This window comes from Oceanobacter antarcticus, assembly GCF_044962685.1.
Classification (GTDB): domain Bacteria; phylum Pseudomonadota; class Gammaproteobacteria; order Pseudomonadales; family Oceanobacteraceae; genus Oceanobacter; species Oceanobacter antarcticus.
Genome location: NZ_JBBKTX010000024.1, coordinates 53,885 through 69,332, shown reverse-complemented (window position 1 = coordinate 69,332; position 15,448 = coordinate 53,885). Strand labels below are relative to the sequence as shown.

15 protein-coding genes and 1 pseudogene are annotated in these 15,448 nt (G+C 54.4%); 13 read left to right on the top strand and 3 right to left on the bottom strand.

Annotated elements, in window-relative coordinates; all coding sequences use genetic code 11:
* The first annotated feature begins 56 nt into the window (after positions 1–56).
* On the top strand, positions 57–560 hold the full coding sequence (locus tag WG929_RS17140) for a hypothetical protein (protein WP_416207072.1): 504 nt from the start codon (positions 57–59) through the stop codon (positions 558–560).
* Here the strand turns inward: WG929_RS17140 and WG929_RS17135 are convergent.
* Both WG929_RS17135 and WG929_RS17130 read right to left on the bottom strand, forming a co-directional pair.
* The gene (locus WG929_RS17135) at positions 557–850 is read right to left on the bottom strand and encodes a type II toxin-antitoxin system RelE/ParE family toxin (RefSeq protein ID WP_416207071.1); all 294 of its coding nucleotides are present in this window, start codon (positions 848–850) and stop codon (positions 557–559) included. The genes WG929_RS17140 and WG929_RS17135 overlap by 4 nt on opposite strands.
* On the bottom strand, positions 850–1,089 hold the full coding sequence (locus WG929_RS17130; protein WP_369855792.1) for a type II toxin-antitoxin system ParD family antitoxin: 240 nt from the start codon (positions 1,087–1,089) through the stop codon (positions 850–852). Before WG929_RS17130 ends, WG929_RS17135 begins: the two co-directional genes overlap by 1 nt.
* A 182-nt stretch (positions 1,090–1,271) precedes the next feature.
* Here WG929_RS17130 and WG929_RS17125 point away from each other — a divergent pair.
* The 12 genes and pseudogenes from WG929_RS17125 to flgL form a co-directional block, all read left to right on the top strand.
* Positions 1,272–1,640 (top strand): annotated as a pseudogene (locus WG929_RS17125) (transposase); the annotation flags it as partial.
* A gap of 209 nt (positions 1,641–1,849) precedes the next feature.
* A complete protein-coding gene (locus WG929_RS17120) occupies positions 1,850–2,353 on the top strand; it encodes a GNAT family N-acetyltransferase (protein WP_369857688.1) in 504 nt (167 codons plus the stop codon).
* 313 nt (positions 2,354–2,666) lie between these two features.
* On the top strand, positions 2,667–3,413 hold the full coding sequence (flgF, locus tag WG929_RS17115) for a flagellar basal-body rod protein FlgF (protein ID WP_369857689.1): 747 nt from the start codon (positions 2,667–2,669) through the stop codon (positions 3,411–3,413).
* A 28-nt stretch (positions 3,414–3,441) separates the two neighbouring features.
* Positions 3,442–4,227 carry a flagellar basal-body rod protein FlgG gene (flgG, locus tag WG929_RS17110; RefSeq protein ID WP_369857690.1) on the top strand — a complete coding sequence of 262 codons (786 nt, stop codon included), beginning with the start codon at positions 3,442–3,444 and terminating at the stop codon, positions 4,225–4,227.
* Between the two features lie 18 nt (positions 4,228–4,245).
* Positions 4,246–4,974, top strand: a complete 729-nt coding sequence (locus WG929_RS17105; protein WP_416207070.1) for a flagellar basal body L-ring protein FlgH — start codon at positions 4,246–4,248, stop codon at positions 4,972–4,974.
* A 199-nt stretch (positions 4,975–5,173) separates the two neighbouring features.
* Positions 5,174–7,015 carry a methyl-accepting chemotaxis protein gene (locus WG929_RS17100; protein WP_416207069.1) on the top strand — a complete coding sequence of 614 codons (1,842 nt, stop codon included), beginning with the start codon at positions 5,174–5,176 and terminating at the stop codon, positions 7,013–7,015.
* 41 nt (positions 7,016–7,056) lie between these two features.
* On the top strand, positions 7,057–8,187 hold the full coding sequence (locus WG929_RS17095) for a flagellar basal body P-ring protein FlgI (RefSeq protein WP_416207068.1): 1,131 nt from the start codon (positions 7,057–7,059) through the stop codon (positions 8,185–8,187).
* The gene (locus WG929_RS17090; protein WP_416207067.1) at positions 8,184–8,546 is read left to right on the top strand and encodes a hypothetical protein; all 363 of its coding nucleotides are present in this window, start codon (positions 8,184–8,186) and stop codon (positions 8,544–8,546) included. The genes WG929_RS17095 and WG929_RS17090 overlap by 4 nt, the downstream gene beginning before the upstream one ends.
* 611 nt (positions 8,547–9,157) lie before the next feature.
* Positions 9,158–9,544: a carboxymuconolactone decarboxylase family protein gene (locus WG929_RS17085; RefSeq protein ID WP_369857698.1), complete on the top strand. Its 387-nt coding sequence runs from the start codon at positions 9,158–9,160 to the stop codon at positions 9,542–9,544.
* A 70-nt stretch (positions 9,545–9,614) separates the two neighbouring features.
* Positions 9,615–10,772, top strand: a complete 1,158-nt coding sequence (flgJ, locus tag WG929_RS17080) for a flagellar assembly peptidoglycan hydrolase FlgJ (protein ID WP_416207066.1) — start codon at positions 9,615–9,617, stop codon at positions 10,770–10,772.
* On the top strand, positions 10,772–13,750 hold the full coding sequence (gene flgK, locus WG929_RS17075; protein ID WP_416207065.1) for a flagellar hook-associated protein FlgK: 2,979 nt from the start codon (positions 10,772–10,774) through the stop codon (positions 13,748–13,750). The genes flgJ and flgK overlap by 1 nt, the downstream gene beginning before the upstream one ends.
* Before the next feature lie 46 nt (positions 13,751–13,796).
* Entirely contained in the window at positions 13,797–15,035 is a 1,239-nt protein-coding gene (flgL, locus tag WG929_RS17070; RefSeq protein WP_416207064.1) for a flagellar hook-associated protein FlgL, read from the top strand.
* A gap of 196 nt (positions 15,036–15,231) precedes the next feature.
* On the opposite strand, the gene WG929_RS17065 is transcribed toward flgL, so the two are convergent.
* The gene (locus tag WG929_RS17065; protein ID WP_369854690.1) at positions 15,232–15,378 is read right to left on the bottom strand and encodes a hypothetical protein; all 147 of its coding nucleotides are present in this window, start codon (positions 15,376–15,378) and stop codon (positions 15,232–15,234) included.
* Positions 15,379–15,448: the final 70 nt, after the last annotated feature.

The following is a 15,448-nucleotide window of genomic DNA, read 5'->3' as shown; positions in this document are numbered from 1 at the left end:
GCTTCTTCAAGACAGCGGCCTTACGTTCGTCTGAGTAGCGCGGCATAGCAATCCTTTTGACCCACTCTGAGAAGAATTTAGACGAAAACGCCTACTGGACAACTAGGGTGACAGAGCGGGCCTTTTCTTCAGCAGATTTAACAAATATTGAATTGTTAACTTGGCCCGATTTTCAATCACAGTTTTTTGAGTCATGGTATGAAACTCATTTTACTCACACCGTAGCTGAGAAACTTGATGGCCTAATGACTTACTCTGAACCATTCATGCCAGCATGGTTTGAAGTTATGGAAGAAGGCGATAAATATCTGTACCTTGGCTACAAGCAGCAATTTGATGTCTTCGGCATGGTTATGCAGTCTATGGGGCCTTGGGTTCGTATGTTAAGACCAAATAAAATAGCACAACTACCGCTGATGGGTAGGCTTACTCCGGATAAAGAGCGCGATACCATTCCAGAAAATATTCTAAACGAACAGTATTATCGAGAGTTTCTAGATATGGCTATCGAACATGGAGAACACGCCCTTGGCTTGTTCAGAAAATTGCGTGACATTTAGAGGTGCTGATCCACATCCATACTGTTGTGGAGGATTCGAATCACAACGATCTTGGATTCCATGCCAGCTCGGTAAAAGATGATATGGCTGCCCTGACTGAACTTTTTGTACCCGGCCTTTATGTCATCCGCATCGCGGCCTATTTCAGGTTGGCGAGCAAGCAGCTTGAAGGCATCATCAAGCTGCTTGAGGTATTTGTCGCGTTGCCGCTTTCCCCATTTTTCAGAGGTAAAGCGGCCAATATCAATAAGGTCTTTTCGAGCGGCGGCGGTGAGTAGGTATGAGCGCATTAGTGGGCTTCGTTATCTAGCTCAGCAATAACGTTTTCAAGGGAGTAGTCCGCTATACCGCTTTGCTCGCCTTCATCCAACAGGCGCCGGAGCCTTTCAAGCTTGCTTTCCGTTTCTTCAAGCAGGCGCAGCCCGGCACGCACCACCTCGCTCGCCGAGCCGTAGCGGCCATTTTCAACCTGTGTGGCTATAAACTCGTCAAAGTGGGGGCCAAGTGTAATACTGGTGTTTCTAGCCATGGGGTGCCTCCTGTACCAAATATTGGTATATTCTGCCAAAACACCCATAACAAGGCAAGGCAGGCCGACGCGATAAAGCCGCGCGGTTTATGGCGGCGTTATATTTCCGAGTATGAAACTACTAACGAATAAAGGAGTAGATGAGATTGAGGGTGCTCTAGCAGGCTGTTGATTTTATTCCTGAAGTTGCCCTAACGCTTCTGAAAGCACTGCCGGGGGCTCATCGTAAAACCGTAGGTGCGGATAAAAGCTACGATACCAAGGGGTTTGTGAAGGAATGCAGGAACCACCGTATCACGCCCCATGTTGCCCGCAATGACAAACGGCCCGGCGGCTCAGCCATCGATGGTCGAACCAGTCATAAAGCGGGTTATGCTGCCAGTCAGATTGTGCGTAAACGCGTCGAAGAACCCTTCGGTTGGGGTAAGACCATCGGCCCCTTACGGCAGTTAAAAGTGAAGGGGCTGGCGAAGGTCAACAGCGTTCTTGAGATGACCATGATGGCCTACAACCTGGTGCGAATGGCAAAGTTACAGGGTCAATCCGTCTGATGACCGGAAACAGGCTGGAGAATCCTGCTTCCAGCGGAAAAATCACTCAGAAAACAACCAGATAAGCGTGAATTATCGGGTTGAAAAGCTTCTGTCGGCGAAGTGAATAAGAATTTCAACGGCCTGCTAGAGATACGAGGTATGGCACACCCTATCTCGTCGCGAAAGCGCTGTGTTAGGCTATGCGGCTTGTTTACAGGAGCCGGATTATGACCGAGGTACACGCTGCAATCGATATCGTTGCTGTCGACTTTCTGAACCCCCGCCACGCGGCTGATCTGGTCGCGTTACTCAATGCGTATGCAACGGATCCAATGGGCGGCGGCGAACCTTTGCCGCTGGCATGCCGTGCCTCTCTGGTGGCACGCCTGGCCACGCTGCCTTATGCCCACAGCTGGATAGCCTATGTCAATGATCAGCCCGCCGGGCTGCTCAACGCTTTTGAAGGCTTTTCGACCTTCAAGGCGCAACCCTTGCTGAACATTCACGACCTGGCTGTTAATGCGGATTTTCGCGGCTTGGGGCTGAGCCAGCAATTACTGGCAGCGGCAGAGCACAAGGCCCGTTTACTGGGCTGCTGCAAGGTGACGCTGGAAGTACTTTCCAACAATCATGTAGCGCAACAGGCGTATCTGAAATACGGCTTTGCTGGCTACGAACTCGATCCGGAAGCCGGTCATGCCTTGTTCTGGCAAAAAATGCTGGATAACTGATCTTGCCCTGACACCGCATGGCGTATTGATAAACGCCGCAGGTATGAATGCGGCGGGCACCATGGCACGTCTTTCCTGATCATCTGCAAACCCTTCCCTGATTATCTTTAAACCCTTCGCCGACGGGCGGCAAACAGCTGCCGTTTTTTTGACTGTGTCAGATAACTACTGCCGATATTTTTTTTAACCAATTGATATTAAAGTAATTTTTTTTATTGGCACAAGCCGTGCTTTGTTCTTGTTATTACGCCGTCCTGAACACAGCGGCACACATGAACAAGGTCTCCGCTGATCGGAGCATCGGGAGGACATTATGGATCGGGCACTTTATATCGCTATGTCCGGCGCCCGCCAGAATACGCTGGGTCAGTCGGCCCATGCCAACAACCTGGCCAACGCCAGCACCACCGGGTTTCGTTCCGACTTTACTCAAAGCCGCGCCATGGGCGTGTTTGGTGAGCATTTTCCATCACGGGCATATGCCCTGACAGAACGGCCAGCCAGTGACTTTCGTCAGGGGCCGTTACAACAAACCGGTCGCAGCATGGACGTGTCTATCGAGGGCGAGGGCTGGTTTGCCGTGGTTGGCCCGGATGGTCAGGAAGCCTATACCCGCTCTGGCGATCTCAGTGTTGATTCCGACGGTCGTCTGATGACCGGCACCGGCCTGCAACTGCTCGGTGATGGCGGCCCGGTGACCTTGCCGGAATTCACCAGCATCGAAGTCAGTCGTGCCGGTATCGTCAGTATCCAGCCCGCTGGAGAACAGCCGGTCGGTATTGCCGAGCCGGTGCAACTGAAGCTGGTGAACCCCGATGCCCAATTGCTGGAAAAAGGCGAGGACGGCTTATTCCGCTTCCGCGACCCCAATACTCCCCCAGCACAGGGTGATGCCAATATCACTCTGGTCAATGGCTTTCTCGAAGGCAGCAACGTCAATGCCGTCAGCGAACTGACCAGTCTGATTGCGCTGAATCGGCAGTACGAAATGCAGGTGAAACTGATGAAGCGGGTGGATGAAAATTCGGCCAGTACAACACAGTTGCTGGGCAACCAGTAAGCGCGGCAGACAATAAGGGTTAACCACTATGATGAATGCACTTTGGGTCAGCAAGACTGGTCTGGAAGCACAGGACTTGGCACTGACCACCGTTTCCAACAACCTGGCCAACGTCGCGACCACCGGCTTCAAGAAAGATCGGCCAGTGTTCGAAGATTTGCTGTATCAGATCGAACGTCAGCCTGGTGCCAACTCCTCAGCCGACAGCCGTTTGCCGTCAGGCTTGCAGTTGGGCACCGGGGTACGTACCGCCGGGACACAGAAAATTTTCACCACCGGGTCATTACAGCTGACCGATCAGCCGCTGGATATGGCCATTAACGGTCGTGGCTTTTTCCAGATCGCGATGCCGGATGGCAGCATCGGCTATACCCGCGATGGCACGTTTCATATCAATGACGAAGGCACCGTGGTGAATGTGAACGGCTACGCGCTGGAGCCACAGATATCGATTCCCGATCAGGCCAGCACCGTCACCGTGAGTACCGACGGCATTGTGCAAGCCACCCTGACGGGGGATCCAACGCCGATTGATCTCGGCCAGATTGAAACCATGGACTTTATCAACCCGGCGGGCTTGCAGGCGATGGGCGGCAACCTGTTCCAGGAAACCGCCGCCAGCGGTGCACCGCAAGGCGGTATTCCCAATGAAGCGGGGTTTGGTGCGATTCAGCAAGGTGCGCTGGAAAATTCCAACGTCGAAGTTGTGGAGGAGCTGGTGAAAATGATTACCGTCCAACGCTCCTACGAAATGAACTCCAAAGTGGTCTCGGCAGCGGATCAGATGCTGCAGTTCCTGACCCAGAACGTCTAGGCGAGGGGTATAAAAGTGATGAGTCACAAGCTTCCTTTTGAATACACCCGAGTGTTCGGACTGCGAGTATCTGGCCTGTTTCTCTCGTTATCGCTATTGCTTGCCAGTGGTTGTACGTCGGTACCGATGGAACGTGATGTCTTCCCCGGCGACCCGGATTTTGCCCCGGTATCTGCCCAGAGTTTGCAACCACCGCTACAGGCTACCGGCTCGTTGTACCAGCCCCGCTACAGCATGGGGCTGTACAGCGACCAGCAGGCGCGGCGGGTCGGCGACATCATCACGGTGATTTTTGACGAACAGTACCAGTCGAGCAAGTCCGCAGAAACCAAGGCCGACAAATCGTCGGCTAACAGCGTTGGTGCCGGCACGATTCTGGGCACCACGCCAGGGTTCAAGAATCTCAACCTCGGGGTAGAAACCAACAGCGACAAACAATTTAAAGGCAAGGGGGAGGCCGACCGCTCCAATAGCCTGAGCGGCGAAATCAGCGTCTCGGTGGCCGAAGTACTGCCGAACGGCATTCTCAGGATACGCGGAGAAAAGTGGCTGACCCTGAGTGAGGGAGACGAGTACATCCGCATTATTGGCCTGATTCGTCCGCAAGACATAACCCCGAACAACACCGTCGCCAGCAGCAAGGTCGCCGATGCGCGTATCTCGTTTGGCGGGCGTGGCAACCTCAATAACAGCACCAAACAAGGATTGGTCGATCGTATTCTGACCTCGCCCTGGTGGCCCTTGTGACATCTATCCGGGCGACCAGGGAAGGTCGTCCTGAACCTGAAAACCGCAACGCTCGCTGTTTTGACAGCCCAATAGCTCGTCGTGCTCGCAGCAGAATCAGGGCAAATGATAAAAACATGGCTAAAGTTATGAAAGTTATTAAGGTAATTACATGCTGCGATAAAAGCGTTCCGCAGACAGATCATCAAGGGGTGGGGATATGATAAGCAAGTTGACCGGGTTCCGTCAGAGCCTGATTGTCGTCGGTCTGATCATGGCTATCGGCTTTGGGTTACTGATATCCGCCGCATTGTCGGCGTTTGGCAGTCAGGCGCGTGCGTTTGATCAGGTCACTAGGCTAAATGGCCAGCTGTTACAACTGAGCCAACTGTACGCCGGTATTGCCGATTCCAGTCAGATGAGCAACGACCAGGTGCTGGCGTCCGGGCTGCATCGTCAGGAACAGCAGCTATTGAGTGATCTGCGGCAGGCAAATCTGTCGTTATCCCAACCCATTACCGACAGCTTCAGCAGCTGGAGTCGGGCTTTTCAACAAGAAAACCGGAATATTCAGCAGATAGGTTCAGACGTCAACTCCGGCCAGCGGGGGGAATTGACACTGGCACTGGAAGGGTTGAACAAAGCCCAGTTTTACAACATGCGCAAGCCTTACCGGCTGATGGTCGACAGCATCAACGATATGGTGGAACAGCGCACGCCAGCGGCCATTGAGGCGGCGACAACCGCGCTGGCAGATTATGTTGCTTTTGTCGCAGAAATGAATCTCACCGAAGTCTTTGAACAGCACCTCAATACGATCCAGACCGAGCTGGACACCCTGGTCAGCCTGATCGACAGCTACAACCAGAACCGCGCTACCGAATCCGCTTCACTCAGCGAGCTACAGCAATTACTGCAGCAACAGCAACAACAATTGGTGGCCACTCTGGATACCGCCCGCGCAGAGGCCGCTACCACCGTCAACAGCGCCCGGATCACCATTCTGGTTACCGGACTGACCGTTGCCGCGATCAGCATCCTGATATTGCTACTGACCTCGAAAAAAGCCATCGGCACGTTAAGCCGTACTGCGCAGACACTGGAACGGATAGCGGCTGGCGACCTGACCCGCAAAATGCCAGAAAATACCGGCAGCAACGACGATTTCGATCGCCTCGGACGCTCCGTCAATCAGTTGACCGAACGGCTGGGGCACGTGCTCTCCCAGGTCAAGGTCAGCAGCAAGACATTACAAAAACAAGCAGCCGAGCTGAACAAGACCCTGTCGGTCCAGACAGACGACAGCGCCAACACCGAACAGCAAACCTTGCGGGTATCCGGTGCTATTCAGGAAGTCAGCAAAACCGTGATCGAAATGGCCGAGGCCCTGGACGAAACCAACCACCTGTCATCCGATGCCCAGCAAGCCAGCCGCCAGGGAGGCACCGTGATCAACAACGCCCTCAGTTCCATGGAACAGCTGTCACATATGTTTGATGATTTGCAATCCCAGCTCGATGGCCTCAGTACCTCGTCGAACCGGGTTGATGGCGTTACCGCAATGATTGGTGGCCTGGCAGAACAAACCAACCTGCTGGCGCTGAATGCCGCGATTGAATCGGCGCGGGCCGGTGAAGCCGGGCGTGGTTTTTCAGTAGTGGCCGACGAAGTGCGGGCGCTGGCAGAAAAAACCGTCAATGCGACGGGCTCCATCAACCAGATTATTCAAGAAATGCAGGTGCAACTGAAACAGCTACTGACCTCCATGTCGCAGGGACAAACCCAGGTGACCCAGTCACGAGCGCTGGGCGATGAAGCTGCCGCAGCAATGACCCGCATCAGTCAGCTGTTCGACCAGGTCAACGAGCGTAATCAGCAGCAAGCCGTCAGCATCGAAGAAATTGCCAATACCACCCGCGAAAACGTCAGCAGCCTGGAACGGGTCGTGACCCAGGTCTCCCGAGGCAGCGAAGGATTAAGAGACATTCGCCACTTCTCCGAAGACGTAGTCGGTCATGCCAATGGCCTGCTGCAACAAACCGAACAGTTCCGCTGTGGCTGACCGACGCCAGCGGCGTGGGCATCCGGCAGCAAGGAGTCAGCATGAATACACGAACAAACCGGCCGCATAATCGTTGCCGCTGGCCATGGCTGGCGCTGGCGACTATAGCCCTGCTGCTGAGTACGACGGTTCAGGCCGAACGGATCAAAGACATCACCAGTATTGCCGGTATCCGCAGCAACCAACTGGTGGGATACGGTCTGGTGGTAGGACTGGATGGCAGCGGCGACAAAGCCCCTTTTACCACCCAGACCTTTCGCAACATGATGGCGGAATTCGGCATCACCCTGCCGGGCGGCACCGACCCGAAACTCAAGAACGTCGCAGCAGTATCGGTAACCGCCGATCTGCCCGCTTTCTCCAAACCGGGCCAGCGGGTAGACGTCACCGTCGCATCCTTGGGTAATGCCAAAAGCCTGCGGGGTGGCCAGTTACTGTTTACGCCGTTGAAAGGCGCGGACGGCAATGTCTATGCCATCGCTCAGGGTAACCTGGTGGTAGGCGGACTGGGTGTAGACGGCAATGACGGTTCGCGCATTACCATTAACGTACCCAGCGTTGGCCGTATTCCCAATGGCGCATCGGTAGAGCAAGCGGTTCCCACCAATTTTGCCCGTGGCGACAGCCTGGTGTTTAACCTCGACCAACCGGATTTTACCACCGCCCGCTATATGGTCGACAAAATCAACGACCTGCTGGGGCCAGGCACTGCCGAAGCGCTTGATGCCACCTCCATCCGGGTCAGCGCCCCCCGCGACACCAGTCAGCGCGTGGCCTACCTGTCGATTATCGAAAACCTTGAAATCGAAACCGGCGATGAGCGCGCCAAAGTGATCATCAACTCCCGCACCGGCACCATAGTGATGGGGCAGCACGTCCGCATAGAACCCGTCGCCGTGACCCATGGCAGCATGACTGTCACGATTCAGGAAGACTACAACGTCACACAACCCAACGCACTGGCCGATGGTGATACCGTGGTCGTACCGCAAACCAACATCAATATTGAACAGGGTGGCGACAACCGGATGTTCCGTTTCGGCCCAGGCGTCACGCTCGACGACATCATCAAGGCCGTGAACGAAATCGGCGCAGCACCAGGGGATTTGATGGCCATTCTCGAAGCCATGAAACAGGCCGGGGCACTCAAGGCAGAGTTGATTGTGATATGACAATGCCCGCGCAGCCTGCAGACAAACGGCCAAAACAGCCGCAACCGCGAGAACTCACCCTCGAACAGCAGTTCGAACAGATCAAGGGGCTATCACTGGAAATCCAGTCACTGATTCGACAAGGTGTGCGCGACGGTGTACAGCCACGCCTGGAAACACGAGACCGCCTGCTGCGAGACTGGTTTACCCAGATCAATTCGCTGATCCGTATCACCGGAGAGCAGGAAGCTTTTTTGCAGCAACTGCTGCAAACAGAAAAAAACCTGCTGGCCGATATACAACAACAGCAACAGTCACTTGGCCGTGCTCGTCAGGGGCAAAAACAGGCATCTCATTACCACCGAGTAAGCAAGCACTAGGAGCCGGTCGGGCTTAGACGTTCGTCGCGAGGGGAAGACTGATGTGAGCGATTTTTGCGCAAATTTGAGGCGAATAGTGGTTTTATTTAACCAGAATTTGCTCAAAAAGAGCCAGATTCGCTTTTCCGCAGTAGAGCAGCCCTAAGCCCGACAGACTCCTAGCAGGCTTGATTTTCTATCTGCGTGGCCGCTGCGGTGTTAAAAGCAGGCTCAAATCGGTCATTTATCAACCATAAACTCCCTCTTTTCTCCTGTTTATGTCTTGCATTGACTGCCTCGAAAACAAAAATCAACAACCTGTTAGGACATTCCGAAGTCATTGATGTGAATAATGTGCTGCAACGGTGGCTTTACGCGACTAGATAGATCTCCCCAAACGCTTGCAGTCTGACACTAAATACCACACTGCTTTTGTGTTACTCGCTGCACTCGAAAATTAACACAAAAGCCGCTCCGCATTTGGCGGAGCTGGAGCGGGCATTGACACACAGTACCAAAAAGACAGTACCTAAAAGACAGCTGGCCAGAATTCTTTTTCTTGATAGTCTGACGCTCTGATATCCATCAAACCCTTATCCCATCACCGTTTTATGACTGGCAGGAGAATGTTTATGTCGGAGCAGAGCAAGGCCAATGGTCTCAAGGTACGTACCGAAGTCATGGGTGCCGATTTTGTCCAGCGGGCGCAGGAGAATACCACCGCGCTGACGGAGCCTTTGCAGGACTGGATTAACGAGCATGCCTGGGGGTCGACCTGGCAGCGTGACGGTTTGCCGCGCAATGTACGTTCGCTGGTCACGATTGCCATGCTGACGGCGTTAAAGTCGCCGACTGAGTTAAAAGGCCATATTCGTGGGGCGTTGAATAACGGCTGTACGCCGCAGGAAATTCGTGAGGTGTTGCTGCACAGTTTGCCGTATTGCGGTGCACCGGCAACTCAGGAAGCGTTTCGGGCGGCGGCAGAGGTACTCGACTTGTCGGCCTTTGAGAACGACTGAATAACGTGTGTTGATCGCGTTGGCAAACATCTTGCTGTACTCCTGATAACGTCATTTTCCGGAGTCGGCCATGCAGGTCAGCCCAGCCTTGTCTTCAGCATCTGTGGTAACCAATCCGCAGGATGTATACACCGATCTTAACAGTCTGCAGGGCATTCGTACGCTCGGTAAAGAGGACAAGAGCGCGGCGTTGATGGAAGTAGCGCGGCAGTTTGAGTCGATGTTTATGAACATGATGCTCAGCTCGATGCGGCAGGCTAATGCGGTTTTTTCTGAAGATTCGCTGATGGGTTCTTCCGAGGGGGACTTCTATCAGGGTATGTACGATAACCAGCTGGCCTTGCAGATGTCGGGCCAGCAAGCCAGTGGTAGCGGGGCTTCTGGCCGTGGGCTGGCAGATATTATCCATCAACAGCTGATGAGTAACTTTGGTGATGCCGGAGACGCTCCAGAGCTGGATCAGGCGAAGCTGTTTGATCGTCGGGTCGCCAGTGTGCCGCTGCTCGAGGCGCTTGCCGAAGTCGACCGGGTGTTGCAACAGGGCGATGCTGCTGCGGTAACCAGGCGGGAGCCAGTGTCGCAAGCCTCCGTATTATCGTCGGAATCTTTATCCAAAACGCTGGCCAGCGTTGCCTCTGGCAGCGGCAGCAAGGGGCAGCAGTTTGCCTCTGCCGATGAATTTGTTGCCGCTCTGTATCCTCATGCCGCAGTGATTGGTGCTGAGCTGGGGGTTGATCCTCGTGCGATTGTTGCCCAGGCGGCGCTGGAAACCGGCTGGGGTAAACATATGATTGCCGACGCCAAGGGCAATAACAGTTTTAATTTCTTTGGTATCAAGGCTGATCAGCGCTGGCAGGGTGAAGCGGTGGACGTAACGACTCATGAATACCGTTATGGCACTCGAGTGAAAGAAACCGCCAGTTTCCGTTCCTATGCTTCGCTGGAAGATGGCTTGCGCGATTACGCTGATTTTCTGGCCGGGAGCGAGCGTTATCAGCAGGCGCTGGGCAAGGGGTTGGACGGCGATGAGTATGGTTATGCCTTGCAACAGGCCGGTTATGCCACGGATCCTGAGTATGGCGCAAAAATCCGCCGTATTGCTCGCAGCGAAACGTTACAAGGGCAGGGCGAGGTACAGCAACCGTCGCCGGATATTGGCCCGGATTCCAGCAAGGCTACTAAGGTCGATAAGAATAAAGACCGTCCGTCGGTCAGCGGAGGCGAGTAATGACCGATATTCTCAATATTGCCATCTCGGGACTGAAGGCGCAGCAAACGGCGCTGGCGGTCACTGGTAACAATATCACCAATGCCACGACCGAAGGTTACAGCCGCCAGGTGGTCAGTTTTGCTGAGGGTAACAGTCAGTTTCGTGGCGGCAACTGGCTAGGGTCGGGGGTCAGTGTTGATTCTGTCAGCCGCATCTATAATGAATTTTTATCCGATCAGGTCTGGTCGGATACCGCCTCCTTTCATCAGTATGACACTATGGCCGACTACGCCGCTCAGGTAGACAGTTTGCTGGCAGACAGTGGGACGGGCGTTCAGCCTGGTCTCGAAGCGATGTTTGATGCGATGCAGACGGTGGTAGATGATCCGTCGTCACTGGCGGCGCGGGAGGTGTTGTTGACTCAGTCAGCGGCGTTGACCGATCGCTTTGACGTGCTCAGTGATCAGCTGAATCAGCAGAATCTGGTATTGAATGGTCAGATGGGGGTGATGGCGCAGGAAATCACCGCGATCGCAGAATCCATTGCCACGCTTAACCAGGATATTCAGTTTGCAGTCGGGATGGCCCAGGGCGAAGAACCCAACGCGCTGATGGATCAGCGTGATCGGTTGATTACTGAACTGTCGGCGCTGGTGGAGGTGTCGGTGGTGGATCAGGGCGACTCGCGCTTGAATGTGTTTATCGGTAAGGGCCAGGCGTTGGTGGTCGGCAATGATTATAACCGGCTGGTGGCGGATACGGGCCAGAGTGATCCGTCCCGCAACGATCTGTATCTGCTCAGTGATGATGAAGCCATTCCCGTGACGAATGAGATTACTGGTGGTTCGCTGGGCGGTACGCTGGCGTTCCGCAACGAGGTACTGGATTCGGTGGTCAATAGTCTCGGCAAGGTGGCGTTGGTGATTGCTGAAACCATAAATGCGCAGCACAAGTTGGGGCTGGATTACGAAGGTTTGGTCGGTGAAGACTTCTTCCAGGATATCAATGAACCGGCGCTGACTTATCGCCGTGCACTGGGAGATGATGGCAATGCCAACCCGGATGATCGGTTGGTATCCGTGCATATCACCGATGCGGGCAGTGTCAGTAGCAGTGATTATCAGTTGGAATTTATCGGCCCGGACAATTTTAACTACCGTATCCGCCAGATCGACAGTAACGAGATTGTGCAGAAGGGGGCGATCTCCGGTGCATTTCCAGACGTGCTGGCAGTGGATGGTTTTGAGATTCACCTTGAAAGTGGCAGTTTTCAGGCCGGGGATGAGTTTCGCATCATGCCTACCCGTAACGAAGCCAGCAATATGGAACTGGTGATTACCCGCGCAGAACAAATCGCTCTGGCCTCACCAATTATGACGGATGCCGCGATTGGCAATCAGGGCAGCGCAGCCATTAGTGCTGGCAGTGTGACCAGCCTGGATACTGCCGCCTTTGATGAACTCGGCCAAATGACACCGCCGTTGCTGGTGAGGTTTACCTCGGCTTACCGCTACGACGTGCTGGACAACAGTGATCCGGGCGAACCCGTGCCGCTGTTTCCGCCGATCAGTAATCAGACCTATATTCCCGGTATTACCAACAGCATTAATCTGGGCGAGCAGGGCCAGCTGGCGATGACCAGTTTCAGTGGTCAGTTGCCGGTGCGTGCCACTTATCAGCCACCAGAGCCAGCGGCAACGGTCAGTGCTGGTAACGGCCTGGCGGCTCAACGGTTTTCAATTTCTTATAACGATCCGACCAGTGGCCAGGCTGAATCCTTGCCGGGGCTGAATACGGCTGCCAATAGTTCGGCTCGAGCCATTGCCGAGCAGCTGAGCGAATACGATGGCATCGAGGCATCTGCCCGTACTACGGTGCAGTTGAGTCATTTTAGCGAAGACGACAACGGTTTTCTGGATCTGGGTGTCACGCTGAATGGTGTGGTGCTGACAGAAGCGCTGGGGCCAAGCCAACGCAAGTACGACGATAGCTGGCCGCCGACGGTACCGGATCCGGTTACCCCGGATTTTCTCGCCGGGCGCATTAATGCCAACTACGCTTTTCAGGAATTGGGTATTGTTGCCAGCAGCGATGGCGAGACATTGACCATCACGGCACTCAACGGCGATGACCTCAGTCTCGATATCAGCGGTGATCATGGCGATGGCTTCGACGTCAGCAATGGCCAGGCGATTGGCCTGACCCAGGTGGGAGAATCCCCCTACGATATTCTTAATGAATACGAAGGTTACGACTTCAGCCAGGGCGGGCCATATCGCTATGCTTTCGAGATTGAAAACCAGGGCAGCTTTGAGATTGAACTGAGCGCCAATTACGGCTCTGGCGAAGCATTGTTGAGCGGTGTTCGTCAGGCATTGGAAACCGCCGGATTTGCCTTTAACGGCGATCTGGATGTGGCGATTGATGAACGTGGCAATCTCTCGTTTCAGCCCCGCATGGCCCTGAATGGCACTGGCGTTTATGGCTCCAGCAAGCTGACCATGGGCGGACAGCTTAAGGTGGTGCTGGATGAAGGCATGACGCTGGCCACCAATACGCCGGGGAATAACCTGTTTGCCGCCGAGCCGGTGTTTGAATCCACCTATCGGGGGATAGACGTCAGCATTGCTGGGGCTGTGGTGGCGGGCGATGAATTTACCGTCGGCTTCAATGAAAACGGTATTTCCGACAGCCGTAATGGCGTGGCTCTGGCGGGTTTGCAAAACAGCGATACCGTTAATGGTTCCAGTACCTATTCCGAAGCCTATGCCATCGTGGTCGAGCGGGTTGGGGCAACCACCAGCCGAGCACAGACCAGCCGCGATTCCAGTGACGTACTGCTGACCACGTCGCAAGCAGCCTACAGCAGCGCTTCTGGCGTCAACCTTGATGAAGAGGCCGCTGCGTTGATGAAATACGAACTGGCTTACAACGCCAATGCCCAGGTGATTCAGGTGGCACGCGATATGTTTGACACTCTGATTTCAACCTTTTGATAACACACAGTGAGTCCCCGGCGGGGCCAATGGCGAGGTATCTGGTATGAGAATAACCACACTGCAAATGCATAAAACCGGCCTGGCCAATATGCTGGATAACCAGCAACAGTTGAATAAAACCCAGCAGCAGGTGGCCAGTGGCCGCCGGGTATTGACGCCATCGGATGACCCGGTTGCGGCTACCAGAATTCTGCAACTGGAGCAGGATCTGGCGCTGCGTGAGCAGTTTGAAACCAATATGACGGCCGCAGGCAATCGCCTGCAATTGGAAGAAGTAACGCTGGGCAGTATCAGCGACAGCTACGCGCGGCTGAAAGAGCTGACGGTAGAAGCCGGTGGCGGTACGCTGACCAAAAGCGATCGGCAGGCCATTGCCGCTGAAGTTGAGCAAATACAGCAAAGTCTGGTCGGGTTGTTTAATAGCCGCGATGCCAATGGTGAATACATGTTTGCCGGTTTTCAGGGGGGGGAAGCGCCGTTTCAACAGGTGCCGAACGGTCGTTATGAATATCAGGGCGATGGAGGCCAGCGGTTCCTTGCGATTGGCACCACCACCACCGTTGCAACAGGGGATTCTGGTAAAGACCTGTTTGTTGATGTAACGGCGGTCAAGAACAGCTTTACCACGGCAGTGAACCCGCTGAATCAGGGCACTACCCAGATCAATCCCGGTTTTGTGATCGACGAGGAGGCCTATGGTGATTTTTATCCCGACGACCTGGTGATTACTTTTAATCCAGAGTCGGCGCTGTTGCCGGAACAGGCAAACTTTACCGTGCGTCGAGCTTCCGACGGAAGGCCAGTGGAGGGATTGATCAACCAGCCTTATGCTCAAGGCCGGGAGCTGGAGGTGGCGGGCATGGCGTTGACGCTGAGCGGGTCGCCGGAATCCGGTGATCAGGTGATGGTACGTTCGACCCCGAAACAAAGTGTCACAGATACACTTTACCGGCTCGCCTATGGCCTCAATAACCTCGAAGACACACCCGACGACGCCAACACCTTGACCACGTTGATTGCCGATAGCCTGACCAATCTCGACTACGCACTGGCCACTGTTTCCCGAACCCAAAGCCAGATTGGTGCGCGCCTGAATGTGGTGGATAACACCCGCTCGCTGTCGGCGGATATTACGCTGGTGAATCAGCAAGTATTGTCGGAATTACAGGATGTAGACTTGGCCGAAGCGGTCAGTCGTATGTCGATGCAAACCACCTTGCTGGAAGCCGCACAAAAAAGTTACACCACCATCAGCCAGTTGAGCCTGTTTAACAGCATGTGAATACGGGATATGGGCACAGAGGTATGGGCACAGAACAGGCACAGCAGTGTATCGGTGGGGCCGGTTTGCTGCTTGTGGGGTGGCGGCCGATTTTCTTGTCCTGACTGCTTTTTCTTTTTGTTGATGTTTTCCATGAATACTTTCGGGGACATCTATTTAATCCGGTGCTCACTCTGGGCCACCGGATGGTTTCGAATCACGAAGCCGACTTGCAGGCCTGACGGGTCAAGTCAAAAGTCGGCGACACCGAGTCGAGATCATCCGGCAGCCCCCGAAGGGCGCGGGTTGCCGCCGTCCAGTGCGGTGTTGACGAATTTGAAAAGGACTCGTCATTTCGCTGCATTCGTCGCCTTGCCCTGAACAACGGCAACACTCGCGCAGAGCCGTGCAGGATTAAATAGATGTCCCCTTTC